This window comes from Pseudomonas sp. D4002, from assembly GCF_013385665.1.
In the GTDB taxonomy this organism is placed as follows: Bacteria; Pseudomonadota; Gammaproteobacteria; order Pseudomonadales; family Pseudomonadaceae; genus Aquipseudomonas.
This window is the reverse complement of sequence record NZ_JACAPN010000009.1, coordinates 271837-297300: the sequence shown is the minus strand read 5'-3', so window position 1 is coordinate 297300 and position 25464 is coordinate 271837. Positions and strand designations below refer to the sequence as shown.

The following is a 25464-nucleotide window of genomic DNA, read 5'->3' as shown; positions in this document are numbered from 1 at the left end:
AGCGCTGGCAGCCGGCCATGCCCCGATAGAGTGCAAGGCGGGTTATTAGACGATTGTCGACAATGTGTATTTATTCTTTGACTATCCGGGGCTGATTGGCTAGTTTTTGCGGCATTGCTTTTAAAGGTGTCGACAATATGCTGGATCAACTGGAAACCCCAGTGATGGCCCAAGACGATTCCCAGACCATGTCCGAGAACGTCTTCCGGCGTATCCAGGCCGCCATCGTCAAGGGCGAAATCGCCCCCGGCAGCAAGATCTCCGAGCCGGAACTGGCGCGCACCTATGGCATCAGCCGTGGCCCGCTGCGCGAGGCGATTCATCGCCTGGAAGGCCAGCGCCTGCTGGTGCGCATCCCCCATGTGGGCGCGCGAGTGGTCTCGTTGAGCCATGAAGAACTGATCGAACTCTACGAAATCCGCGAATCCCTGGAAGGCATGGCCTGCCGCCTGGCCGCCGAGCGCATGACCGACGCCGAGATCGAAGAGCTGCGCCAGGTGTTGCACACCCACGAGCGCGATGCGGCCTTCCAGGCCGGTGTCGGCTACTACCAGCAGGAAGGCGACTTCGATTTTCATTACCGGATAATTCAAGGCGCCGGTAATCGCACCCTGACCCAAATGTTGTGCGGCGAGCTGTATCAGTTGGTGCGCATGTACCGCATCCAGTTCTCCGCCACCCCCAATCGTCCACGCCAGGCCTTTGCCGAGCATCACCGCATTCTTGACGCGATTGCCGATCGCGACGGTGAACTGGCCGAGTTGTTGATGCGCCGGCATATCGGTGCCTCCAAACGCAACATTGCCCGTCACTTCCCGGACGGCGCTCCCCAATCACGAGGTGAGTCATGAGTTCCAATAACAACACCACTCCAGGCCAGCGTTTCCGTGACGCGGTTGCCAGCGAGCACCCGTTGCAGGTAGTCGGCGCGATCAACGCCAACCATGCGCTGCTGGCCAAGCGCGCCGGCTTCAAGGCGATCTACCTGTCGGGTGGCGGGGTGGCTGCCGGCTCCCTCGGTGTGCCGGACCTGGGCATCACCGGCCTGGATGACGTGCTGACGGACGTGCGCCGCATCACCGACGTGTGCGACCTGCCGCTGCTGGTGGACGTGGACACCGGTTTCGGCTCCTCCGCGTTCAACGTGGCGCGCACCGTCAAGTCGATGATCAAGTTCGGCGCGGCGGCGATCCATATCGAAGACCAGGTGGGCGCCAAGCGTTGCGGCCATCGCCCGAACAAAGAAATCGTGTCCCAGCAGGAAATGGTCGACCGCATCAAGGCTGCGGTGGATGCGCGTACCGATGACAGTTTCGTGATCATGGCCCGCACCGATGCACTGGCCGTGGAAGGTTTGGAATCCGCCCTGGAACGTGCGGCCGCCTGCATCGAGGCCGGTGCCGACATGGTGTTCCCGGAAGCCATCACTGAGCTTGAGATGTACAAGCTGTTCGCCTCTCGCGTGAAAGCGCCGATCCTGGCCAACATCACCGAATTCGGTGCGACACCTCTCTATACCGTCGATCAACTGAAATCTGCGGATGTTTCCATCGTCCTGTACCCGCTCTCGGCCTTCCGCGCCATGAACAAGGCCGCCGAGAACGTCTACACCGCGATCCGTCGCGACGGCACCCAGCAGAACGTGATCGACACCATGCAAACCCGTATGGAGCTTTACGATCGCATCGACTACCACACCTTCGAGCAGAAGCTCGACGCGCTGTTCGCCGCCAAGAAGTAACGCGAGCGCCTCACTAATAACTAAAAGATTGGAGATAACCATGGCCGAAGCAAAAGTACTCAGTGGAGCTGGCCTGCGTGGCCAGGTTGCCGGGCAGACCGCACTGTCCACCGTGGGCCAGGCCGGTGCCGGCTTGACCTATCGCGGCTACGACGTGCGCGAACTCGCCGCCGATGCCCAGTTTGAAGAAGTCGCCTACCTGCTGCTCTACGGCGAACTGCCGACCAAAGCCGAACTGGCCGCCTACACCGCCAAGCTCGGCAAACTGCGCGACCTGCCCCAGGCGCTGAAAGAAGTGCTGGAACGCATCCCCGCCGACGCGCACCCGATGGACGTGATGCGCACCGGTTGCTCGTTCCTGGGCAACATCGAGCCGGAGAGAGACTTCAGCGTGCAGCGCGACGTGACCGACCGCCTGCTGGCCGCGTTCCCGGCGATCATGTGCTACTGGTACCGCTTCAGCCACGACGGCCAGCGCATCAACTGCGTGACCGACGAGCCGAGCATCGGCGGGCACTTCCTGCACCTGCTGCACGACAAGAAGCCCAGCGACTTGCACGTCAAGGTGATGAACGTGTCGCTGATTCTCTACGCCGAGCACGAATTCAACGCCTCGACCTTCACCGCCCGCGTGTGTGCGTCGACCCTGTCGGACCTGTATTCCTGCGTGACTGCCGCCATCGGCTCCCTGCGTGGCCCGCTGCACGGCGGCGCCAATGAAGCGGCGATGGAGATGATCGAGCGTTTCTCTTCCGCCCAGGAAGCGGTGGAAGGCACCCTCGGCATGCTGGCGCGCAAGGACAAGATCATGGGCTTTGGCCACGCGATCTATAAAGACAGCGACCCGCGTAATGAAGTGATCAAGGCCTGGTCGAAAAAACTCGCCGACGAAGTGGGCGACACCGTGCTGTTCCCGGTTTCTGAAGCCATCGACAAGACCATGTGGGAGCAGAAGAAACTGTTCCCCAACGCCGACTTCTACCATGCCTCGGCGTACCACTTCATGGGCATCCCGACCAAGCTGTTCACCCCGATTTTCGTCTGCTCGCGGCTGACAGGATGGGCAGCTCACGTGTTCGAGCAGCGAGCCAACAACCGCATCATCCGTCCGAGCGCCGAGTACATCGGCGTTGAGCAGCGCAAGTTCGTGCCAATCGAACGTCGCTGAGTGGAGAAACCGCTGATCTTGGGGTGAAACCGGATCAAAAATGTGGGAGCGGGCTTGCTCGCGAAGGCGGTGTGACAGTCGCCATGTGTGTTGAATGACACACCGCCTTCGCGAGCAAGCCCGCTCCCACATTTTGATCGCATTCCACCTTGGATCAGCACCGGTTCTTCCTTTTGCAACTACTGTGACCGAGTCCTGACGATGAACACTGAACACCGCAAACCGCTCCCCGGCAGCCGCCTCGATTTCTTTGACGCCCGCGCGGCAGTCGATGCAATCACCCCCGGCGCCTACGCCACACTGCCGTACACCTCCCGCGTGCTCGCGGAAAACCTGGTGCGTCGCTGCGACCCCGCAACCCTCAATGCCTCCTTGAGCCAACTGATCGAGCGCAAACGCGACCTCGACTTCCCGTGGTTCCCGGCCCGCGTGGTGTGCCACGACATCCTCGGCCAGACCGCCCTGGTGGACCTTGCCGGCCTGCGCGACGCCATCGCCCTGCAAGGCGGTGACCCGGCCCAGGTCAACCCGGTGGTGCCGACCCAACTGATCGTCGACCACTCCCTGGCCGTCGAAGCCGGTGGTTCTGACCCGCAGGCGTTCGAGAAAAACCGCGCCATCGAAGACCGTCGCAACGAAGACCGTTTTCACTTTATCGAGTGGACCAAAAAGGCCTTCAAGAACGTCGACGTGATCCCGCCGGGCAACGGCATCATGCACCAGATCAACCTGGAGAAAATGTCTCCGGTGATCCAGGTACGTGACGGCGTGGCCTTCCCGGATACCTGCGTCGGCACCGACAGCCACACGCCTCACGTTGATGCCTTGGGCGTGATCGCCATCGGCGTTGGTGGCCTTGAAGCAGAGAGCGTGATGCTCGGCCGCGCTTCGTGGATGCGCCTGCCGGAAAGTGTTGGCGTGGAGCTGACGGGCAAGCTGCAACCGGGCATCACCGCCACCGACATGGTGCTGGCGCTGACCGAGTTCCTGCGCAAGCAAAAGGTCGTGGGTGCGTGGCTCGAGTTCTTCGGCGAAGGCGCCTCCGCGCTGACCCTGGGCGACCGCGCCACCATCTCCAACATGGCCCCGGAATACGGCGCCACGGCGGCGATGTTCTACATCGACCAACAGACCATCGCCTACCTCAAGCTCACCGGCCGTGAAGACGAACAAGTCACCCTGGTGGAACAGTACGCTCGCCACACCGGCCTGTGGGCGGACGACCTCAAGGGCGCGCAATACGAGCGTGGCCTGAGCTTCGATTTGTCCTCGGTGGTGCGCAACATGGCCGGCCCGAGCAACCCCCACGCCCGCGTCGCCACCAGCGACCTGGCGGCCAAGGGCATCTCCGGCCAGTGGGATGACGTGCCGGGGCAAATGCCCGACGGCGCGGTGATCATCGCGGCCATCACCAGTTGCACCAACACCAGCAACCCGCGCAACGTGATTGCCGCCGGCCTGCTGGCACGCAATGCCAACAAGCTCGGCCTGGCCCGCAAGCCGTGGGTCAAGTCGTCCCTGGCACCGGGTTCGAAAACCGTCGCGATGTACCTCGACGAAGCCGGGCTGACCACCGAACTGGAGCAACTCGGTTTTGGTGTCGTGGCGTTCGCCTGCACCACCTGCAACGGCATGTCCGGCGCACTCGACCCGGTGATCCAGCAAGAGATCATCGACCGCGACCTGTACGCCACCGCCGTGCTTTCGGGTAACCGCAACTTCGACGGCCGTATCCACCCGTACGCCAAGCAAGCGTTCCTCGCGTCGCCGCCGCTGGTGGTGGCCTATGCGATTGCCGGCACCATCCGTTTCGACATCGAAAAAGACGTGCTGGGCCTGGACGCCAATGGCAAGGAAATCCGCCTCAAGGACATCTGGCCAAGCGACGAAGAAATCGACGCGGTGGTCAAGGCGTCGGTCAAGCCGGAGCAGTTTCGCCAGGTGTACATCCCGATGTTCGCGATCCACGAAGACACCGGCCCGAAGGTCACGCCGCTGTACGACTGGCGCCCGCAGAGCACCTACATCCGTCGCCCGCCGTACTGGGAAGGTGCCCTGGCCGGTGCACGTCCGCTCAAGGGCATGCGCCCGCTGGCGGTGCTGCCGGACAACATCACCACCGATCACCTGTCGCCGTCCAACGCGATCATGCTCGACAGCGCCGCGGGCGAATACCTGGCGAAAATGGGCCTGCCGGAAGTCGACTTCAACTCTTACGCGACCCATCGTGGCGACCACTTGACCGCGCAGCGCGCCACCTTCGCCAACCCGAAACTGTTCAATGAAATGGTGGTTGAAGACGGCAAGGTCAAGCAGGGTTCGCTGGCGCGCCTGGAGCCGGAAGGCAAGGTCACGCGCATGTGGGAAGCCATCGAAACCTACATGGAGCGCAAGCAGCCGCTGATCATCATTGCCGGCGCCGACTACGGCCAGGGTTCGTCCCGGGACTGGGCGGCCAAGGGCGTACGCCTGGCCGGTGTTGAAGCGATTGCCGCCGAAGGTTTCGAGCGCATCCACCGCACCAACCTGGTGGGCATGGGCGTGCTGCCGCTGGAGTTCCTGCCGGGCACCGACCGCAAGACCCTGAAGATCGACGGCACTGAAACCTACGACGTGATCGGCGAACGCACCCCGCGTGCGCAACTGACGTTGCTGATCAACCGCAAGAACGGCGAGCGTGTCGAGGTGCCGGTGACCTGCCGGCTGGACACGGCTGAAGAAGTGTCGATCTACGAGGCGGGCGGCGTGTTGCAACGTTTTGCCCAGGACTTCCTGGAATCGGCTGTAACTGCCTGACAACTGCGGTCGGGGTCAACGCCCCGGCCCATGAGGACCACCATGGCACACGTACCGCAGATCAAGATTCCCGCCACCTACATGCGTGGCGGCACCAGTAAAGGCGTGTTTTTCAGCCTCAAGGATTTGCCCGAGTCGGCCCAGGTGCCGGGCGCGGCGCGGGATGCATTGTTGTTGCGGGTGATCGGCAGCCCCGACCCGTATGACAAGCAAATCGACGGCATGGGCGGCGCGACTTCCAGCACCAGCAAAACCGTGATCCTGGCCAAAAGTACCCGCGCCGATCACGACGTGGACTACCTGTTCGGCCAGGTGTCCATCGACAAACCGTTCGTGGACTGGAGCGGCAACTGCGGCAACCTGTCGGCGGCGGTGGGTTCGTTCGCCATCAGCGCCGGCCTGGTAGATGCCGCGCGCATTCCGCACAACGGCGTGGCCGTGGTGCGGGTGTGGCAGGCTAATATCGCCAAGACCATCATCGCTCACGTACCGATCACCGACGGTGCGGTGCAGGAAACCGGCGACTTCGAACTCGACGGCGTGACCTTCCCGGCCGCCGAGGTGCAGTTGGAATTCATGGACCCGGCGGCGGAAGAAGAGGGCGGCGGTGGCTCGATGTTCCCTACCGGCAACCTGGTGGATGACCTGGAAGTGCCGGGTGTCGGCACGTTCAAGGCGACGCTGATCAACGCCGGGATTCCCACCATCTTCATCAACGCCCAGGACCTGGGTTACACCGGCGCCGAGTTGCAGGGCGCGATCAATGGCGACCCCAAGGCCCTGGCGATGTTTGAAACCATCCGCGCCCATGGTGCGCTGCGCATGGGCTTGATCAAACACCTGGACGAAGCGGCCCAGCGTCAGCACACGCCGAAGGTGGCGTTTGTGGCGCGGCCTGCGGACTACGTGGCGTCCAGCGGCAAGGCGATCAGGGCGGGTGATGTCGACCTGCTGGTGCGGGCGCTGTCCATGGGCAAGTTGCACCACGCGATGATGGGCACGGCGGCGGTGGCGATTGGCACGGCGGCGGCGATTTCCGGCACGCTGGTGAATTTGGCGGCGGGCGGCGTGGAGCGTAATGCAGTGCGGTTCGGGCATCCCTCCGGGACGTTGCGCGTAGGCGCCGAGGCCAGCCAGGTCGACGGTGAATGGGTCGTGAAAAAAGCCATCATGAGCCGCAGTGCGCGAGTGTTGATGGAAGGGTTCGTACGCGTCCCCGGCGACTCTTTCTAACCGATCGTTCCCACGCTCTGCGTGGGAATGCATCCCGTGACGCTCTGCGTCACCCTTGCGCCGTACGGGACGCGAAGCGTCCAAGGCGGCATTCCCACGCAGAGCGTGGGAACGAACACCCTGACCCTGAGGATGGACCACACCTAACCCACTTTGGAGTACTGCCATGAGCGCCAACGTCGACCAGAACAACCGCCCCGACTACGACCAGGTCCTGCAGGACATCGCCGACTACGTACTGAGTTTCAGGATCGAATCCCGCGATGCCCTCGACACCGCCCGCAACTGCCTGATGGACACCCTCGGTTGCGGCCTGCTGGCCCTGCGTTTCCCGGAGTGCACCAAGCACCTGGGGCCGATCGTCGAAGGCACGGTGGTGCCGTTCGGCGCACGGGTGCCGGGCACCTCGTTCCGCCTGGACCCGGTCAAGGCCGCATGGGACATCGGCTGCATCGTGCGCTGGCTCGACTACAACGACACCTGGCTTGCCGCCGAATGGGGTCACCCTTCCGATAACCTCGGTGGCATCCTCGCGGTCGCCGACCATCTCTCGCAAAAACGCCTGGCCAACGGCGACGCACCGCTGACCGTGCGGGCAGTGCTGGAGGCGATGATCATGGCCCACGAAATCCAGGGTGTGATTGCCCTGGAAAACTCCTTCAACCGTGTCGGCCTTGACCACGTGCTGCTGGTGAAAGTCGCCTCCACCGCCGTCACCGCCAAGCTGATGGGCGCCAACCGTGAGCAACTGCTGTCGGCCCTGTCCCAGGCGTTTGTCGATGGCCAGGCATTGCGCACTTATCGTCATGCGCCGAACGCCGGCTCGCGCAAGTCGTGGGCGGCGGGGGATGCGTCGAGTCGCGGGGTGCGCCTGGCGGATATCGCCATGCGCGGCGAGATGGGCATTCCCGGTGTGTTGAGCGCGCCGCAGTGGGGCTTTTACGACGTGCTGTTCAGCCACACCAACAAGGACCTGGCGCTCAAGCCCGAAGACAAGCGCGCCTTCAGCCTGTCGCAGCCCTATGGCACGTATGTGATGGAGAACGTACTGTTCAAGATCAGCTTCCCCGCCGAGTTCCACGCACAAACCGCCTGCGAGGCAGCAGTCACCCTGCACCCACAGGTGAAGCACCGCCTGCATGAGATCGACCGGATTGTGATCACCACCCACGAGTCGGCGATCCGGATCATCTCCAAGGTCGGGCAGTTGGCCAACGCGGCGGACCGCGATCATTGCCTCCAGTACATGACCGCTGTACCGCTGGCGTTTGGCAACCTGGTGGCCGAGCAATACGAAGATGAATTCCACGCGGCCCATCCGATCATCGATGAGCTGCGCGAAAAGATGGTCATCGTCGAGGAGCCGCGCTACAGCCGCGAATACCTGGAGGCCGACAAGCGCTCCATCGCCAATGCGGTGCAGGTGTTCTTCAAGGATGGTTCCAGCACCGAACAGGTGGCCGTGGAATACCCGATTGGCCACCGTCGCCGTCGGGTGGATGGCATTCCGTTGCTGGAAGACAAGTTCAAGGCCAACCTGGCGACCCGGTTTACCGCGCAGCGCAGTGCCGAGATTTTTGCGCTGTGCAAGGATCAGGCACGGCTTGAGGCCACTCCGGTAAACCGGTTTGTGGACCTGTTCGTCATCTGAAGAACACCACTGGTCAAATGTGGGAGCGGGCTTGCTCGCGAATGCGGAGTGTCAGCCAATACATATATGGCTGATCCACCGCATTCGCGAGCAAGCCCGCTCCCACATTAAACCTACATGCTGCCTTCCACATCATCCAGGCTGAATGTCTCGGTATGGTCGTCATAGGAGAAAATCTCCGCATACCGCCCCCAGGCCACCACGCTTTCCAGGGTTTTCTCCACAAAGGCTTCCGTCATCGAGTCTTCCAGCTCCTGCTCGAAGCGCACCCGTGGCGCCCGGTGGCCGCTGCGCTCAAGCAACACCTGGTGAATGCGCGCGGCCAATGGCACGTGGCGGATCAAGTGTTCGGCGAACAGGGTTTTACGCTCCTGGGTGCCGTAGTCGGCGAACAGTTTGCCGGCATCGGTCAGGGTGATATCGGCACCCTTGAGTTCGGCGAAGCCCAAATGCTCAAGCATCTCCGCCACCGGGAACAGATCGTCGACTTCCAGCAAACGCCGTTCAGCCACGGTCGGCAGGCCGGCGTGGCCATTGTAGGGCTCGGCGGCCAGGGTTTCGATCAGGCCAGCCATCAGGTTGGTGGAGACTTCCGGCAACAGGCTGCCCATTTTCAGCTCAGGCAAACCTCTGCTCGCGTCGGCGCTGCGGCGGTCGGTCATCAGGGCGTAGATGTCGTCGACCATTTGCCGGAAGGTCGGGTCCAGGCGGTTGCGCGGGTGGGCAAACGGCACCTTGATCTCGGCCACCACCCGGCCAGGGTTGGACGACAGCACCAGGATGCGGTCACACATCAGCACGGCTTCTTCGATGTTGTGGGTCACGATCAGGATCGACTTGATCGGCAGTTGCTTGCCGCTCCACAGATCCAGCAAGTCGGTGCGCAGGGTTTCAGCGGTGAGCACGTCCAGCGCCGAGAACGGTTCGTCCATCAGCAACAGGGTCGGGTTGACCACCAACCCGCGGGCGAAACCCACACGTTGGCGCATGCCGCCGGACAGTTCGCGCGGGTAGGCGTTTTCAAAACCGTCCAGGCCGATCAGGTCGATGGCCGCCAGGGCGCGCCTGCGGGATTCCTTGCGCTCGACCTGCAAGGCTTGCAGGCCGGCCTCGACGTTTTCCAGCACGGTCAGCCACGGGAACAGCGCGAAGGTCTGGAACACCATGGCCACGCCTTCGGCCGGGCCGGTGAGTGGCGCGCCGTTGTAGCGCACTTCGCCCGACGACGGCTGAATCAGCCCGGCGATGATGCGCAGCAAGGTCGACTTGCCCGAGCCGGACCGGCCGAGCATGCCGACAATCTCGCCTTCGTGCAGGCTCAAGTTCACGCCGCTGAGGACTTGCAGCTCGTCTTTACCTTTGCCGAACACCCGGTTCACGTTTTTCAACGAGTAGATTTCCGGAGTGTCGGCGGCATGCTCGGTATAGGTAGTCATCACAGCGAGTCCCATCAATTCAGACGAAGTTTGTTTTCAGCCATGGCGTACATCGGCCGCCACACAGCGCGGTTGAACGCCACCACGAAGATCGACATCACCACCACGCCCAGGGCGATCTTCGGGAAGTCGCCGGCCGCGGTGGTCTGGGCGATGTAGGCGCCCAGCCCGTGGGCGACCACGTTGTCGTGGCCCCAGGACACGTACTCGGACACGATACTGGCGTTCCAGGCACCCCCCGAGGCGGTAATCGCGCCGGTGACGTAGTACGGGAAAATCCCCGGCAGCATCACCTTGCGCCACCACAACCAGCCGCGAATGCGGAAGTTGGCGGCGGCTTCCTTGAAGTCATTCGGGAACGCGCTGGCTCCGGCGATCACGTTGAACAGGATGTACCACTGGGTGCCCAGCACAATCAGCGGGCTCAGCCAGATATCCGGGTTGAGGTTGTAGTGCAGGATCACGATGACGAACACCGGGAACAGCAGGTTCGCCGGGAAGGCCGCGAGGAACTGCGCCAGCGGCTGGATCTTTTCCGCCAGGGCCGGGCGCAAGCCGATCATCACGCCCAGCGGCACCCAGATCAGCGAGGCGATCAGGATCAGGCCAGCCACACGCAGCAGCGTGATGAAGCCCAGCACAAATACGTGGCCGACTTCGGCCAGGGTCACTTCGGTGCCGACGTACTGCACGATGTGGTACAGCGCATAAGCGGCCAGCAGCGCGATGAGTGCGCCCCATACCCAGTCGATCACTTTTGACGCTTTCGGGGTTTCTGCCGGCAGCGCCTTGAGTGCACCGCCCGCCAGGCTGAAGCGCTTGTTGCCAATGCGGCTGATGGCGCGGGTGACAGGCCGCAGGACGCGCTGGACGATGCGCGTGCGCTGGATCAGGTTCAGCAGCCAGGATTGCGGCGCGGCACCCTGGGAGGCGGTGGTCTCCATGCGGAACTTGTCGGCCCAGGCCACCAGTGGGCGGAACAGGAACTGGTCGTACATCAGGATGACCACAATCATCGCCAGGATCACGTAGCCCACGGCGTGCAGGTCTTTCTGGGCAATCGCCAGGGCCAGGTATGAGCCCACGCCCGGCAAGGTGATGGTCTTGTCGCCGACGGTAATGGCCTCGGAGGCGACCACGAAAAACCAGCCGCCGGACATGCTCATCATCATGTTCCACACCAGCCCGGGCATGGCGAAGGGCACGTCGAGCTTCCAGAACCGCTGCCAACCGGAAAGTCGCAGGTTGGTCGACACTTCCACCAGGTCATGGGGCAGCATGCGCAGCGACTGGTAGAAGCTGAACGTCATGTTCCAGGCCTGGCTGGTGAAAATCGCAAAGATGGCCGCGAACTCCGCGCCGAGCACACGCCCGGGGAACAGCAGCAGGAAGAACGTCACCGTGAACGAGATGTAACCCAGCACTGGTACCGATTGCAGGATGTCGAGCACGGGCACCAGCAGTTTCTCGGCGCGCCGGCTTTTGGCGGCCAGGGTGCCGTACAACAGGGTGAACACCAGCGCTGCAACCATCGCCGCGAGCATGCGCATCGTGGTGCGCATCGCGTATTCCGGCAGGTTGGCCGGGTCCAGCGAGATCACTTCACTCTGCAGGGTGGCGATGGGCGCCCAGGTTTCCCGTGCAGTGATGGAGAAAAACAGTAAAAAGCCGATCACCAGGGGCAGGGCGACCAAATCCCAGCGGTTGGGTAGCAAGCGCAATGTGGATGCAGGGATGTAGTGACGGAACACTCTTTTCATAGGCAGTCATTCCTGCAGCGTTCAGGTTCAGGGGCGTGATGGGAGTGAGCTTAGCTGCTGCACGAATGACCCACCGAGAAGGGCGGGCGCTGTTTTCGCGAGTCAGGGGCAACGAGGCGTTGCTGGCGGGATTGTACGTTTCTGAATGTTACAAGCGCATAAATTTGCTGTCAGTTTCCTGTACGAACGGCGACTAGGGCGTCGGCGCCCCGGTCGTCGCTCGGCGGTTATTCAAACCGCAGGATCACCCTGCGATTGTGTTTGCTCTTCTTCTCGATTTTTTCGCAGAACACCCGGCCGATTTCCTCGGTATTGGTCACATGGGTGCCGCCGCAGGGCTGGATATCGATCCCGGCGATTTCAATCACCCGTACTGCCCCCTGGATGACCGGTGGCGCCACCGCCTGGGTGCGAGTGATCTGCAGCAGGGTTGAATACTCCGAGGCGGGCATGGACAGGGTTTTCACCCCATGAGCCTGTTCGATCAAGGCATTGAGGTCACGGGTGATGGTCTCTTTGTCGAGGGTCATTTCCGGCAGGTCGAAATCCAGGCGGCCCTTGTCGGCGCCGATGCTGCAACCGGTCACCGGAGCGTCGATGATCGAGCACAGGAGGTGCAGGCAGGTGTGCATTTTCATGTGCTGGTAGCGACGTTCCCAGTCCAGGCTGGCGTCTACCTGCATCCCGGCGGCCAGTTGCTCGGGGCAGTGTTCTACCTGGTGCCAGATGATCGAGCGCAGCACCGGGTCACGCACGGTGCCGGTGATGTCCACGCGGCTGCCGTCGGGCAGGATGAAATGACCGGTGTCCCCCGGTTGGCCGCCGCCGGTGGGGTAGAACAGCGTGTGCTCCAGGGCGATTCCCTGTTCGCTGACGGCAATCACCCGCGCACTGAAGGCATTCTGGTAAGGCGCGCTGTCGAACAGCGCGAGGGTTTCCATGGTGTGCACGGACATGTTCAACCTCCGACGATCAGTGGGCTGGCTTGCAGCAGGCGACGAACCATCGCGCTCAAGCCAGGAGGAGATAGCAGGGTGATTTCAAATTCGGGCCCGGTCACTTTCAGGTTCAGCGGCAGGCGCGGCGGGTAGGCGTTGGTTTCGATGTGCCGCAGGCGGAATTGCAGGTGATGACGTTCCTTGACTGTCGGCTCCAGCAGCAGGCCGGGCAGGGGATGAAAGTCAGCGTCCAATACCGTCACCTTGTGGCTGGCGTTGACTTCGCCCACCACGTGCAGGCGTTCGTCGAGGGCAAACGCGCCGAGGTAATTGCTGTGGTCCGACTCATCGTTTTTCTGCAACTGGATCTGGTTGACCACCTTGACCTTGGTGCCGGCCGGCACGTCCTGGGTGATCACGCAGGACGGGCTGATGAACACGTTGTCGCCGATCAGCACGTAACCGAGCACCCGTGCGCCGGAGCCGACTTCCACGTTGTTGCCCAGCCGCGGGTGGCGCTTGCCGTCCGGGTTGTTGGCGATGCCCCGGGCGCCGAGGGTCACGCCGCAGAGGATGTAGCAGTCGTTGCCGATCTCGCAGGTTTCACCGATGACCGTGCCGTAACCGTGGTCCAGCACAAAGCGCCGGCCGATCCGCGCCGCGGGGTGAATTTCGGCGCCGGACAGGATCTTGCCCTGGTTGCTCAGCTTCAGGGCGATGGCGGAAAACACGCCGTTGTTCTTGTCCGGGAAATTCCACACCAGGTGGGCCAGGCGGTAATACAGCACGGCCTTGAACGAGGCGTAGGACTCCAGGATCAGCTCTCCGCGCCCACGGGACGCCGGGTCGCGCCAGGCATAGGCGATCAGGTCTTCGGCCACCGCCTGGGCCGCCGCCTGGATCAGCGGCGCGAGATGCGCCTCCAGCTGCTTCAACTGCGCAGGCGTGAGCGTGGTGATGAGGTGGGTGAGCAACTCATCGTGCAGTTGTTGCATGTCGATAAAGCCCCCCATGGAGGCACCCCCGCAATAGTTGTTATTCAAAACAGGGCAGATAGCTGTCGGCACTGTCGTAGACCATGGTCAGCACGACGGTGTCGGTGGGCAGCTCCGGCGCCAGCTTGGCGATGGCTACCATGTTGGCGGCCGACGACAGCCCGAGGCTGATGGCGTCGGTGCGCATGATGCGTTTGATCATGTCGAGGCATTCCTGGCGCGACACCTTGAGCATCCCGTCAATGATCGCGACGTTGAGAATGCTCGGGATCAAGCCGATCGACAGGCCCTGGATATGGTGCGGCGCATGGCGGTCGCTGAGCAGATCGCACTCTTCCGGCTCCACCCCCATCACGCGGATCGCCGGCCAGGTGCTCTTGAGGGTTTCGCCGATGCCGGTGATATGGCCCCCGGTGCCGATGCCGCTGACGAAGTAGTCCACACGCAGCTCGCCGAAGGCGCGGATGATTTCCCGGGCGGTGGTGTCACGGTGGGTCTGCGGGTTGGCGCCGTTGCGCTGCTGGTTGAGCATCACGTAGCTGGGGTTTTCCAGCTGCAGCTCCATGCACTTTTCGCCGTGGGAATTGTTGCCCAGGCGGCTGTCCGACAGCACCACCCTGGCGCCGTACAGGCGCAGCAGTTTCTGCTTCTCGGGGCTGTAGTTGTCGGGGATCACCAGCACCACTTTATAGCCCAGCACGTTACCGGCCATCACCAGGCCGATGCCGGTGTTGCCGCCGCTGGGCTCAATGATGGTTTGCCCTGAGCCACGAATCAGAATGCCCCGGCGCTCGGCGTCGAGGATCATGCCCAGGGCGATGCGTGCCTTGTGGCTTCCGCCGGGGTTGAGGGATTCCAGCTTGGCGTAGACCTCGATGCCGAGGTCTTCGGAAAACTGTTCCAGGCGCACGATGGGCGTTTGGCCAATGGCGTCGAGTATCGAGTTATGCAACATCAAGTAAGAGCCCATGGCCGCTGATCAGTACAAAGGCATGTCGGGTTCGACGTCGCGAACCCAGTGTTTCATGCCACCTTGCAGTACTTTGGTGTTGGCGAATCCGGCGGCCAGCAAGGTACTGGCGGCTTGCTCCGCGCGGGTCCCGGCGTAGCAGATGAGGTAGTGGGTGTTGTCGCGGCTGAGGTTGGCGAGTTGCCCGTCGAGCTCGGCCAGCGGGATGTGCACCACCCCCGGCAACTTGCACACTTCCAGCTCGCTGGCGTCCCGCACATCCAGCAGTACGTCGGCCTTGCTGTGTTGCTCGAGCAGTTGCTTGAGCACCCGCGGCTTGATGTAGCGCTCTTCAGCCAGCGACGGTTGGCTTGGCAGGGCGTCGGCGCAGACGGCGGGGGCGATGGTTTGGCTGTGGCGCAGTTCCGAGCAGCAAGGGCAGTCGGCGCGGCGCTTGAAGCGGATCTCGCTGAACTTCATCGCCAGCGCATCAAAGCGCATCAGCCGGCCCGAGAGTGGTTCGCCAATGCCGATCAGCAGCTTGATCGCCTCGGTGGCCTGGATCATTCCGACCACCCCGGGCAATACGCCGATGACCCCGCCGGCGCTGCAGTTGGGCGCCAGTTCCGCCGGTGGTGCCTGGGGAAACAGGCAGCGATAGCACGGCCCGCCTTTATAGTTGAGCACGCTGATCTGCCCGTCGAAGCGGTAGATGGCGCCGTACACCAACGGCTTGCCCAACTGCACGCAAGCGTCGTTGACCAGGTAGCGGGTTTCGAAATTGTCGGTGCCGTCGATCACCAGGTCATAGGCGCCCACCAGTTCCAGGGCGTTGTCGGTGTTGAAGGCGGTGTCGTAGGTGTTGATCTGGATGTGGCTGTTGAGGTCCTGCAAGCGCTGCTTGGCGGACTCGACCTTGGGCAGGCCCAGGGTGCTGTTGCCGTGGACGATCTGGCGTTGCAGGTTGCTGCTTTCCACCACGTCGAAATCCACCAGCCCCAGGGTGCCGATGCCGGCTGCCGCCAGGTACAGGCTGATGGGCGAACCGAGGCCGCCGGTGCCGATGATCAGCACGCGGGCTTTCTTCAGGTTCAACTGGCCTTCGCGGCCGACGCCGGGCAGGGTGATGTGGCGCACGTAGCGCTGCACTTCTTCGTTGCTCAGTTGGTCGACGTCCATGCCGCCGGAAGTGGCCAGCAACACTTCGATTTTGGCTTTTTCGGGCAACCGGTCGTTGGCGTCGATCAGTTCCTCTTCGGCGGTGAACAGGAAGTGTTCCTTGAGCTGGTTGTTCTCGTAGAGCAGGTGCGCCCGCAATTGCGGGTGCTCGATGCAGAGGTTTTCAATGACTTCGCGCAATGTCGATCCGGCACCCTCGAGGGTCGATGCTGGCAGCTTGGCCACGCGGACCAGGATGTCGGGGAAAGAGACAGCGTTCATGCACAACTCCGTTTGCAGGTCGTTGAAGGGTTTTTGGGCGAAGTGTTTGCCATCCCAGGCAAACAGCTTGGAACCTTGGGTCTTGCCCTGGCGAACATCCACTACCAGGTAGCTTACGGGGTAGATCGGCTCGCCCATGAAAAGGGCCTTGTCCTGGTCTTCGTCGCTGAAATACGCGCCGACGTCAGGGTGGGAGTGGTAGATCACCACCACCGGGTTATCACTGCGAAACGCCTTGTTCATCATCAGCGTGTCGGCCACCGAGAAGGTGTAGCCGTTGGCGGCGCTGCGTGAATACATATCCGGGTTCTTGCTGTGCAGCTCGTTCTGGATGTTGCTGCCCAGGTACACGCTGCCATCGGCGAAAACGAAACCGCAGCATTCCTCGGGGTAGCTGCGGTCGGCGTGGGCGTAGATCTGCTCCAGTGCGCTTGGGCTCAGGACCTTCATCTCAGTTTTTCTTCGCCAGGAGCTTTTCGATGGGCAGCTTGGTGATGGCAAAGCCGGCCAGCAGGATCGCCGAATACATCATCAGGTCCCTGGAAATCTGCACGCCCTCGTACCAGGCCCCGATGATCACCGCGAACACCGGGAAGATGATGAACACGAAGGACAGAATGATCGGGCTCAGGCGCTTGAGCAGCATGAAATACACGATAAAGCCGCCCACCGAGGCCACCAGCCCGAGGTAGAACAGCGCACTCCAGGAACGCAGGGTGATGTCTTCAAAGGTCGGGGTTTCAAACCACAGCCCGGCGACAAACAGCATCAACCCGGCGATGCCGATGGGCAGGGTGTTGTAGGTGATCACGCTGATGGCACTGCCTTGTTTCTTGGTAATCACGTAGCACAAGGCATGCATGATCGCGGCGGCGAGGATCGCCAGCACGCCGAAGAGCTCGGCATGGTCCAGGTGCAGGCCCTGGCTCTTGATGATCATGTACAGGCTGCCGAACCCGATGGCGATACCGATCACCTGGGAAAAGTAGATGCGCTCGCGCAGGAACAGCGCGGAGAAAATCAGGATAAACACCGGCATGCAGCTGAACAGCAGCGCGGTGAGGCCGGACGAGACATGCATCTCGCCGTAGTTGAGCAGGTAATACGGAATGCTGAAGTAGGACAGCGTCACAAACACGAAGAACCAGCGGCTTTCCCGGGGAAACAGGATCGGCTCGCGGCGCACCCAGGCGAAACACAGGAACAGCGGAAACGCGATCAGGAACCGCAGCCCGGCGGAGGTCAGCGGTGGCACGCTTTCCACAGCGATCTTGATGCCCAGCCAGGTAGTGCCCCAGCTGAGACACACGATCAGGAACATCACACTGGTAATCAGCCCGGCCAACCACTGCTTGTGAGTTTTTGTTTTTTCAGCATTTTCGAGAACGGCGGACATTGGCATCGTGACATTGCTTCCATGAGACCGAATTGACCTCTATATTGAGTGCCATGATTCGGTGATTGAACCCGTAAAAGCACACTATTAGGGCGAATGATGGCTGTCAAAACAAATATTGACATGGTGTCAATTATGCGAGAAGGACTCTCCAACGGGCAGGGCGTGAAGTACAAGCGCCTGTCCGATGTCATGGAGCGAGGCATCCTTGAAGGCTTGATTGAACCGGGAAGAAAACTGCCGCCTCATCGGGTGCTTTCCGACAATCTGGGGGTAACCATTGGCACCATCAGCCGCGCCTACGGTGAGCTGGAACGCCTGGGGCTGGTAGTGGCGCGGGTCGGCGACGGCACCTTCGTGCGCAAGCGTGGGATGGAGCGCCAACGGGATGAAGGCTTTCGCAACTTCAGCGACGAGCCGCGACAATACTTTGATATGAGCCGCAACATGCACATCCCCGGGCAGGAGACCACGTTTCTGGCCCAGAGCTTCCAGACGCTGGCGAACAACGCCAAGTTCTTGCAGGACATCAGTGCCTACACCCCGGATGCCGGGCTGCCGCGTTACCGGGCGGCGGGTGCGCAGTGGCTGGTGCAGCGGGATTTCCACCCGATTCCCGAGCAGGTGATTTGCGTGAACGGCGGCCAACATGGGTTGCTCTGCGCAATGATGGCGCTGTTGCGAGCCGGCGATACGGTGGTGACCGAACAGTTGACCTATCCGGGGTTGATCACCGCCGCGCGCATGCTGGGCATTCGCCTGATCGGCCTGGAAATGGATGAAGAAGGGCTGCTGCCGGGGGCGCTGGATGAAGTCTGCCGCAATCACCGGGTGTCGGCGTTGTACTGCACGCCGACCATCCAGAATCCTACGACAGCGGTGCTATCGGTCGCGCGCCGTGAGGCGCTGGTCAAAGTGTGCCGCGAGCACAATCTGCTGATTCTCGAGGACGAGGCCCACGGTGTGCTGGTGGAAGACCGTCCGCCGCCCCTGAGTCATTTTGCCCCGGAGCGTACGATTCTGATCAGCAGCCTGAGCAAGGCGGTATCGGCAGGCTTGCGCGTTGGGTACGTGCATGCACCGCCGGCGCTGGTCAGCCGGATTTCTGCGGCCTTGCGTTCCACCTGCTGGATGGCCACGCCGGTCACCCTGGAACTGGCGACCCAGTGGATCGAAAACGGCACGGCGGAACACCTGTTGCACCAGCAGATCCAGGAAATCAGCCGCCGCAAGGCACTGGTGGAAGGTTTGTTGATCGGGCTGGAGTACCGCACTCACCTGAACAGCCCGCACTTCTGGATCGAAGTCCCGGAGCCATGGCGCGCGTCGGAAATCGAGGCGGAGTTAAAGCAGAACAATTACCTGATTGCGACAGCCGAAGCGTTTGCCGTGGGGCAGACGGCGGTGCCGCAATTCATTCGGGCGAGCATCTGCAATACGTCGGGGGATGATCAGTTGCTGCTGGATGGGTTCGATGCGCTGGCGACGGCGCTGGGGCAGGGCGGGGGGCGGTTTCACCTGTGAACCCAACAGCTTGTTGTGAACATGACCCCTGTGGCGAGGGAGCTTGCTCCCGCTGGGCTGCGAAGCAGCCCCAAAGCCATTCACTAAATACCAGTCGTCTGGTTTGCGACTGCTGCGCAGTCGAGCGGGAGCAAGCTGCCTCGCCACAGAAGCTCCCTCGCCACACAAGCACCTTGGCCAGAGCGCGGAGTTACTTGAACCGCCGCTCCACCCCTTTCTCCACCAGAATCTTCGCCGAAATCTCTTCCACCGAAAAATGCGTGGAATTGATGTGCGCAATATTTTCCCGGCGGAACAGATTTTCCACCTCCCGCACTTCAAATTCGCACTGCGCATAGCTGGAGTAACGGCTATTGGGCTTGCGCTCGTTGCGAATCGCCGTCAGGCGGTCCGGGTCGATGGTCAGCCCGAACAGCTTGTGCTGGTGCGCGCGCAGGGCGCTCGGCAGCGTCAGGTGCTCCATGTCGTCTTCGGTCAGCGGGTAGTTGGCCGCGCGAATCCCGAACTGCATGGCCATATAAAGGCAGGTCGGCGTCTTGCCGCAGCGGGACACGCCCACCAGGATCAAATCAGCCTTGTCGTAGTAGTGGGTGCGGGCGCCGTCGTCGTTGTCGAGGGCGAAGTTCACCGCCTCGATCCGCTCCATATAGTTGGAGTTATGGCCAATGGAGTGAGATTTTCCGACAGAGTATGACGAATGTTCACTTAACTCTTGTTCCAGCGGCGCCAGGAAGGTAGAGAAGATGTCGATCATGAAACCATTGGAGGTGGCGAGGATCTCACGAATGTCCTGATTGACGATGGTGTCGAAAATGATCGGACGAAATCCGTCTTTTTCGGCCGCCAGATTGATTTGTTGTACCATGGCTCGCGCTTTATCCACGCTATCGATATAGGGTCGCGTGAATTTGCTGAAGGTAATGTTTTCGAACTGCGCCAGCAGGCTTTGACCCAGGGTTTCGGCTGTAATGCCGGTGCCGTCGGAGATAAAGAAAGCAGATCGTTTCATTTGAGCCTTGGGCCTTAAGCTGATGACGAATCTTGGATATGATAGGCGCGATTTTGCCGTCCCGCAGTGGGCCGCATTCTCACTTATTTTCCAGGTCCAGGCCACAAACGCCGGTAACCGCTCCTACTGAGCCGCCGGCGTCCTGAGCTTTTCCAACACAGAAAGTGGAGAGATCACCTTGGTAGAGTACGTAGTTTCCCTCGATAAGCTCGGCGTCCATGATGTAGAGCACGTAGGGGGCAAGAACGCATCCCTGGGCGAGATGATCAGTAATCTTGCGGGTGCCGGTGTATCGGTGCCAGGTGGTTTTGCCACCACTGCCCAGGCTTACCGTGATTTCCTCGAGTTGAGCGGCCTCAACGATCAGATCCATGCCGCCCTCGATGCGCTGGACGTCGATGACGTCAACGCCCTGGCCAAGACTGGCGCCCAGATCCGTCAATGGATCATGGAAGCCGAGTTCCCCGAGAAGCTCAACGCCGAGATCCGCACCGCGTTTGCCACGCTGTCGGCCGGTAACCCCGACATGGCTGTCGCCGTGCGCTCCTCGGCCACCGCCGAAGACCTGCCTGACGCCTCCTTTGCCGGCCAGCAGGAAACCTTCCTGAACATCCGCGGCGTGGAAAACGTGATCCGCGCGGCCAAGGAAGTGTTCGCCTCTCTCTTTAACGATCGCGCCATTTCCTACCGCGTGCACCAGGGTTTCGACCACAAGCTGGTGGCCCTGTCTGCCGGTGTGCAGCGCATGGTGCGTTCGGAAACCGGCACCGCCGGCGTGATGTTCACCCTGGACACCGAATCGGGCTTCCGCGACGTGGTGTTCATCACCGGCGCCTACGGCCTCGGCGAAACCGTCGTACAAGGCGCGGTGAACCCGGACGAATTCTACGTCCATAAACACACCCTTGAAGCCGGCCGCCCGGCCATCCTGCGCCGCAACCTGGGCAGCAAGGCGATCAAGATGATCTACGGCGACGAGGCCAAGGCCGGTCGCTCGGTGAAAACCGTTGATGTCGACAAGGCCGAACGCGCGCGTTTCTGCCTGACCGACGCCGAAGTCAGCGAACTGGCCAAACAAGCGATGATCATCGAGAAGCACTACAAGTGCCCGATGGACATCGAATGGGCCAAGGACGGCGACGACGGCAAGCTATACATCGTCCAGGCCCGCCCTGAGACCGTGAAGAGCCGCACCTCGGCCAACGTCATGGAACGCTACCTGTTGAAAGAAACCGGCACCGTGCTGGTGGAAGGCCGTGCCATCGGCCAGCGCATCGGCGCCGGCAAGGTGCGGATCATCAAGGACGTGTCCGAGATGGACAAGGTCCAGCCAGGCGACGTGCTGGTCTCCGACATGACCGACCCGGACTGGGAACCGGTGATGAAGCGCGCCAGTGCCATCGTCACCAACCGTGGCGGGCGTACCTGCCACGCGGCGATCATCGCCCGCGAGCTGGGGATTCCGGCAGTGGTCGGTTGCGGTAACGCCACCCAACTGTTGAAAGACGGCCAGGGCGTGACCGTGTCCTGCGCTGAAGGCGACACCGGCTTCATCTTCGAAGGTGAGCTGGGCTTCGATATCAAGCAAAACTCCATCGACGCCATGCCCGACCTGCCGTTCAAGATCATGATGAACGTCGGCAACCCGGACCGCGCCTTCGATTTCGCGCAATTGCCGAACGCCGGTGTGGGCCTGGCCCGCCTGGAGTTCATCATCAACCGCATGATCGGTGTGCACCCCAAGGCTCTGCTGAACTACGACGGCCTCCCGCCGGACATCAAGGAAAGCGTCGACAAGCGCATCGCCGGCTACAACGACCCGGTGGGCTTCTACGTCGAGAAGCTGGTGGAAGGCATCAGCACCCTGGCAGCGGCGTTCTACCCGAAAAAGGTCATCGTGCGCCTGTCGGACTTCAAGTCCAACGAGTACGCCAACCTGATCGGCGGCAAGCTTTACGAGCCGGAAGAAGAAAACCCGATGCTCGGCTTCCGTGGCGCCTCGCGCTACATCAGCGAAGCCTTCCGCGACTGCTTCGAGCTGGAATGCCGTGCCCTCAAGCGCGTGCGCAACGAGATGGGCCTGACCAACGTCGAAATCATGGTGCCGTTCGTGCGCACCCTGGGTGAAGCGAGCCAGGTGGTGGACCTGCTGGCTGAAAACGGCCTGTCCCGTGGCGAGAACGGCCTGCGCGTCATCATGATGTGCGAGCTGCCATCCAATGCCATCCTGGCTGAAGAATTCCTGGAGTTCTTCGACGGCTTCTCCATCGGTTCCAACGACCTGACCCAGCTGACCCTGGGCCTGGACCGCGACTCCGGGATCATCGCCCACCTGTTCGACGAGCGTAACCCTGCGGTCAAGAAGCTGCTGGCCAACGCCATCCAGGCGTGCAACAAGGCCGGCAAGTACATCGGGATCTGCGGCCAGGGCCCTTCCGATCACCCGGACCTGGCCAAGTGGCTGATGGAGCAGGGCATCGAAAGCGTCTCGCTGAACCCCGATTCCGTACTGGAAACCTGGTTCTTCCTGGCTGAAGGTCAAGCCCAGGCGTAACACGCAACACCCAAAAGTGCCGGTCAACCTTGCGGTTGGCCGGCATTTCTCATTCTGTACAGGGCGGAACTCCTTCCGGACGCCGCCCTTTTTTGTGCAAGAGCATTATGCAAAGCAGCAGCAACCTGTTTCCCGTCGCCTTGATCAGCGCTGAGCGTCGTGGCGACCTGAGTGAAGATGTGTATCGGCTGAAACCCGGCAACAGCCCTGACGGTACCGTCGAGCTGGCCGTGACCCGCCTGGGCCTGGCTGACGTCCCGGAAAACCGGGGCGTGCCGGTGGTTTTGTTGCATGGCAGTTTTTCCAACCGCCGCTTCTGGTACTCGCCCAAGGGGATCGGCCTGGGCGCCTACCTGGCGCGCGAAGGGTTTGACGTCTGGATCCCGGAAATGCGCGGTCACGGGCTGTCCCGGCGCAACCAGGACTACGCCAGGAATCGTGTCGCCGACTATGCTCGCTACGACTTGCCGGCCATTGCCGCCTTCGTGCGTGAGCAAAGCGGGCAGATTCCCCACTGGATCGGGCATTCCCTGGGTGGCACAACCCTGGCTGCGGCCCTGGGTGGGCAGCACCTTGGCGCGCCGGCAGTGGCCTCGGTGGCGCTGTTTGGCTGCCAGGTCAGTCGCACGCATTGGCCGTTGAAGTTGCCACCGGTGGAGTGGACCGGTCGCCTGCTCTTGAAACGTTTCGGCCAATTGTCAGGCGCTCGGTGGAAACGCGGCCCGGAGGACGAGCCGGCGGGCGTATTGATTGAAGCCATGCGCTGGAATGGGCTGTTCGGCCGCTTTGGCGAAGGTAAGCAGGATTGGTGGAAAGGCCTGGCCGAGGTTGACGTGCCGCTGTTGGCGGTGAGCGCCGCCGGCGATCACCAGGACCCGGACTGGGCCTGTCGCAAGCTCTTTGAGCAGGTCGGCTCCGGGCATCGCCAATACCTGTGCCTGGGGCGCCAGCAAGGGTTCAGCGGGGATTTCGGGCATGTCGAGATGCTCGTCAGCAAGGCCGCCCAGGCTGAAGTGTGGCCGCTGGTGACGCGCTGGTTGAAAAATCCGCTTACACCTTTGCTGGGGGCGCAGGCGCAGGAACTGGCGGCGGTTTGAGCGCGAGGCTCTATCAGGGGCGTTTCGCTTGTTTGCCGTAGAGGCTAAGATATGACGCGTTGGGTGGTTCTGGTCATATTCAGTCGCGCAGTGGGTCTTGCGTTGCTATCCGATGGGCCTGACTATTCGGCCCGGATTAAAGAACCTTCACGGCAAAGCGTTTCCAGATGTAAGTAAACAGTGGGATGTTTGACACCTTCTTTCACCTACAGGAGTTTCTCGATGAACCATTACCTTACCCCCGACCTGTGTGACGCCTATCCGGAGCTGGTGCAGGTGGTTGAGCCGATGTTCAGCAATTTCGGCGGCCGGGACTCCTTTGGTGGCGAGATCGTGACCATCAAGTGCTTTGAAGACAATTCCCTGGTCAAGGAACAAGCCGAACTCAATGGGGCCGGCAAGGTGCTGGTGGTCGATGGTGGGGGTTCCCTGCGCCGCGCGTTGCTGGGCGACATGATCGCCGAGAAAGCCGCGAAAAACGGCTGGGAAGGGCTGGTGATCTACGGCTGCATCCGCGATGTCGACGTAATCGCCCAGACCGATCTGGGCGTGCAGGCCCTGGCCAGCCACCCGATGAAGACTGACAAGCGCGGTATTGGCGATTTGAACGTGGCGGTGACATTCGCCGGCGTGACCTTCCGCCCGGGCGAGTACGTGTACGCCGACAATAACGGTGTGATCGTCTCCCCTAGCCCGCTGAAGATGCCTGAATAAACAGCAGTAGCCGACAGGGGTGAGGATGTTCGAGGAAGAAAACGCGCAGTGGGGGCTGGTGCATGCCCTGGTGCTGGACGGTAAAGGTGGTGCGCGTTCGATTGCCCGGACAGAGCTTGATGAGCTGCAACTGCAGCCTCAGGAAAGCCTGTGGCTGCATTGGGACCGTAGCCATCCCCAGACCCAGACCTGGTTGCGCAAATCCAGCGGCCTCAGCGAATTCGCCTGTGACCTGCTGCTGGAGGAGAACACTCGCCCACGCCTGTTGCCGCTGCCGGATGCCGAACTGCTGCTGTTTTTGCGCGGGGTCAACCTCAATCCCGGCGCCGAACCGGAAGACATGGTCTCGGTGCGGATCTTTGCCTCGGCAGCGCGGGTGATTTCCCTGCGTTTGCGCCCATTGCGCGCCACCGACGAGTTGCTGGTGCAACTGGCAGACGGCAAGGGGCCGAAGACTTCCTCGGAACTGGTCCTGTATATGGCGCAGTACCTGACCAACAAGGTTCAGGATCTGGTCAGCGACTTGTCCGAAATCGTCGATATCGAAGAAGAAAAACTGGATGCCGACGAACGGTATACTCCGGAGCATGGCAGCGTTTTGCAGATCCGTCGGCGCGCCGCCGGGCTTAAACGTTTCCTGTCGCCGCAGCGGGATATTTTCGCGCAGTTGACCCGGATCAAATTGCCCTGGTTCTGTGACGACGATGCTGACTACTGGAACGAATTGAACAACAGCCTGACCCGCTACCTGGAAGAGCTTGAGCTGGCCCGGGAGCGCGTGGGGCTTGTGCTGGAGACCGAAGACCGGCGTTTGAGCCTGCGCATGAACCGCACCATGTACCGCTTCGGGATCATCACCGGGATCTTCCTGCCGATGAGTTTCCTGACCGGTTTGCTGGGCATCAATGTAGGCGGAATTCCGTTCTCTTCCAGCCCTTACGGGTTCCTGATTGCCTGCCTGATGATGGTCACGGTGGCGGTCGGGCAATGGTGGTTGTTTCGACGGTTACGTTGGGTTTGAGCTGAATGTGACCTGAACGTGGAAAGAGGTCATGTGACCCGA

At 61.7% G+C, this 25464-nt stretch carries 19 protein-coding genes; 11 read left to right on the top strand and 8 right to left on the bottom strand.

What is annotated here, in order from left to right; genetic code table 11:
* Positions 1-137: 137 nt before the first annotated feature.
* The 6 genes from HX824_RS03850 to prpD all read left to right on the top strand — a co-directional run bounded on the left by HX824_RS03850 (position 138) and on the right by prpD (position 8589).
* Positions 138-851, top strand: coding sequence for a GntR family transcriptional regulator (locus tag HX824_RS03850; RefSeq protein WP_008432676.1), 714 nt, complete (start codon positions 138-140; stop codon positions 849-851).
* On the top strand, positions 848-1741 hold the full coding sequence (gene prpB / locus HX824_RS03845) for a methylisocitrate lyase (RefSeq protein WP_003214976.1): 894 nt from the start codon (positions 848-850) through the stop codon (positions 1739-1741). Before HX824_RS03850 ends, prpB begins: the two co-directional genes overlap by 4 nt.
* 40 nt (positions 1742-1781) lie before the next feature.
* Entirely contained in the window at positions 1782-2909 is a 1128-nt protein-coding gene (gene prpC / locus HX824_RS03840; protein WP_177008963.1) for a 2-methylcitrate synthase, read from the top strand.
* Positions 2910-3110: 201 nt separating this feature from the next.
* On the top strand, positions 3111-5705 hold the full coding sequence (gene acnD / locus HX824_RS03835) for a Fe/S-dependent 2-methylisocitrate dehydratase AcnD (protein WP_102368357.1): 2595 nt from the start codon (positions 3111-3113) through the stop codon (positions 5703-5705).
* 42 nt (positions 5706-5747) lie between these two features.
* Positions 5748-6938, top strand: coding sequence for a 2-methylaconitate cis-trans isomerase PrpF (prpF, locus tag HX824_RS03830; protein ID WP_177054148.1), 1191 nt, complete (start codon positions 5748-5750; stop codon positions 6936-6938).
* Positions 6939-7104: 166 nt separating this feature from the next.
* Positions 7105-8589 carry a 2-methylcitrate dehydratase gene (gene prpD, locus HX824_RS03825; protein ID WP_087695198.1) on the top strand — a complete coding sequence of 495 codons (1485 nt, stop codon included), beginning with the start codon at positions 7105-7107 and terminating at the stop codon, positions 8587-8589.
* 113 nt (positions 8590-8702) lie between these two features.
* On the opposite strand, the gene HX824_RS03820 is transcribed toward prpD, so the two are convergent.
* From HX824_RS03820 to HX824_RS03790, 7 genes are all read right to left on the bottom strand, one after another.
* Positions 8703-10025 (bottom strand): AAA-associated domain-containing protein, encoded by a 1323-nt coding sequence (locus HX824_RS03820; protein ID WP_008432668.1) that lies wholly within the window; start codon positions 10023-10025, stop codon positions 8703-8705.
* 14 nt (positions 10026-10039) lie between these two features.
* Positions 10040-11785, bottom strand: coding sequence for an ABC transporter permease subunit (locus tag HX824_RS03815; RefSeq protein ID WP_102368360.1), 1746 nt, complete (start codon positions 11783-11785; stop codon positions 10040-10042).
* Between the two features lie 227 nt (positions 11786-12012).
* On the bottom strand, positions 12013-12741 hold the full coding sequence (locus HX824_RS03810) for an alanyl-tRNA editing protein (protein ID WP_003214990.1): 729 nt from the start codon (positions 12739-12741) through the stop codon (positions 12013-12015).
* Positions 12742-12743: 2 nt separating this feature from the next.
* On the bottom strand, positions 12744-13736 hold the full coding sequence (locus tag HX824_RS03805) for a serine O-acetyltransferase (protein WP_003214992.1): 993 nt from the start codon (positions 13734-13736) through the stop codon (positions 12744-12746).
* 22 nt (positions 13737-13758) lie between these two features.
* On the bottom strand, positions 13759-14673 hold the full coding sequence (locus tag HX824_RS03800) for a PLP-dependent cysteine synthase family protein (protein WP_043225528.1): 915 nt from the start codon (positions 14671-14673) through the stop codon (positions 13759-13761).
* Positions 14674-14697: 24 nt separating this feature from the next.
* Positions 14698-16557: a molybdopterin-synthase adenylyltransferase MoeB gene (gene moeB, locus HX824_RS03795; protein ID WP_134325939.1), complete on the bottom strand. Its 1860-nt coding sequence runs from the start codon at positions 16555-16557 to the stop codon at positions 14698-14700.
* Position 16558: 1 nt separating this feature from the next.
* On the bottom strand, positions 16559-17452 hold the full coding sequence (locus HX824_RS03790) for a DMT family transporter (RefSeq protein ID WP_177054154.1): 894 nt from the start codon (positions 17450-17452) through the stop codon (positions 16559-16561).
* Positions 17453-17602: 150 nt separating this feature from the next.
* Here HX824_RS03790 and HX824_RS03785 point away from each other — a divergent pair, with 150 nt between their 5' ends.
* Positions 17603-19027 carry a PLP-dependent aminotransferase family protein gene (locus tag HX824_RS03785; RefSeq protein ID WP_032899027.1) on the top strand — a complete coding sequence of 475 codons (1425 nt, stop codon included), beginning with the start codon at positions 17603-17605 and terminating at the stop codon, positions 19025-19027.
* Positions 19028-19217: 190 nt separating this feature from the next.
* Here HX824_RS03785 and HX824_RS03780 read toward each other — a convergent pair whose 3' ends face one another.
* The gene (locus tag HX824_RS03780; RefSeq protein WP_003215001.1) at positions 19218-20036 is read right to left on the bottom strand and encodes a pyruvate, water dikinase regulatory protein; all 819 of its coding nucleotides are present in this window, start codon (positions 20034-20036) and stop codon (positions 19218-19220) included.
* Positions 20037-20214: 178 nt separating this feature from the next.
* Between HX824_RS03780 and ppsA the strand changes: the two genes are divergently transcribed.
* The 4 genes from ppsA (at position 20215) to HX824_RS03760 (ending at position 25422) form a co-directional block, all read left to right on the top strand.
* On the top strand, positions 20215-22590 hold the full coding sequence (ppsA, locus tag HX824_RS03775; protein ID WP_003215003.1) for a phosphoenolpyruvate synthase: 2376 nt from the start codon (positions 20215-20217) through the stop codon (positions 22588-22590).
* Positions 22591-22697: 107 nt separating this feature from the next.
* Positions 22698-23687 carry an alpha/beta fold hydrolase gene (locus HX824_RS03770; RefSeq protein WP_008432653.1) on the top strand — a complete coding sequence of 330 codons (990 nt, stop codon included), beginning with the start codon at positions 22698-22700 and terminating at the stop codon, positions 23685-23687.
* Between the two features lie 222 nt (positions 23688-23909).
* Entirely contained in the window at positions 23910-24401 is a 492-nt protein-coding gene (gene rraA / locus HX824_RS03765) for a ribonuclease E activity regulator RraA (protein WP_003215007.1), read from the top strand.
* 25 nt (positions 24402-24426) lie between these two features.
* Positions 24427-25422 (top strand): zinc transporter ZntB, encoded by a 996-nt coding sequence (locus tag HX824_RS03760; protein WP_003215009.1) that lies wholly within the window; start codon positions 24427-24429, stop codon positions 25420-25422.
* Positions 25423-25464: the final 42 nt, after the last annotated feature.

Coding starts and splice junctions, on each gene's coding strand:
- prpB (WP_003214976.1), top strand. CDS start 848: ATGAGTTCCAATAACAACACCACTCCAGGCCAGCGTTTCCGTGACGCG.
- HX824_RS03785 (WP_032899027.1), top strand. CDS start 17,603: ATGGCTGTCAAAACAAATATTGACATGGTGTCAATTATGCGAGAAGGA.
- HX824_RS03810 (WP_003214990.1), bottom strand. CDS start 12,741: ATGTCCGTGCACACCATGGAAACCCTCGCGCTGTTCGACAGCGCGCCT.
- prpF (WP_177054148.1), top strand. CDS start 5,748: ATGGCACACGTACCGCAGATCAAGATTCCCGCCACCTACATGCGTGGC.
- HX824_RS03780 (WP_003215001.1), bottom strand. CDS start 20,036: ATGAAACGATCTGCTTTCTTTATCTCCGACGGCACCGGCATTACAGCC.
- HX824_RS03805 (WP_003214992.1), bottom strand. CDS start 13,736: ATGGGGGGCTTTATCGACATGCAACAACTGCACGATGAGTTGCTCACC.
- HX824_RS03770 (WP_008432653.1), top strand. CDS start 22,698: ATGCAAAGCAGCAGCAACCTGTTTCCCGTCGCCTTGATCAGCGCTGAG.
- prpC (WP_177008963.1), top strand. CDS start 1,782: ATGGCCGAAGCAAAAGTACTCAGTGGAGCTGGCCTGCGTGGCCAGGTT.
- HX824_RS03850 (WP_008432676.1), top strand. CDS start 138: ATGCTGGATCAACTGGAAACCCCAGTGATGGCCCAAGACGATTCCCAG.
- prpD (WP_087695198.1), top strand. CDS start 7,105: ATGAGCGCCAACGTCGACCAGAACAACCGCCCCGACTACGACCAGGTC.
- HX824_RS03815 (WP_102368360.1), bottom strand. CDS start 11,785: ATGAAAAGAGTGTTCCGTCACTACATCCCTGCATCCACATTGCGCTTG.
- moeB (WP_134325939.1), bottom strand. CDS start 16,557: ATGAAGGTCCTGAGCCCAAGCGCACTGGAGCAGATCTACGCCCACGCC.
- acnD (WP_102368357.1), top strand. CDS start 3,111: ATGAACACTGAACACCGCAAACCGCTCCCCGGCAGCCGCCTCGATTTC.
- HX824_RS03800 (WP_043225528.1), bottom strand. CDS start 14,673: ATGTTGCATAACTCGATACTCGACGCCATTGGCCAAACGCCCATCGTG.
- HX824_RS03820 (WP_008432668.1), bottom strand. CDS start 10,025: ATGACTACCTATACCGAGCATGCCGCCGACACTCCGGAAATCTACTCG.
- HX824_RS03760 (WP_003215009.1), top strand. CDS start 24,427: ATGTTCGAGGAAGAAAACGCGCAGTGGGGGCTGGTGCATGCCCTGGTG.
- rraA (WP_003215007.1), top strand. CDS start 23,910: ATGAACCATTACCTTACCCCCGACCTGTGTGACGCCTATCCGGAGCTG.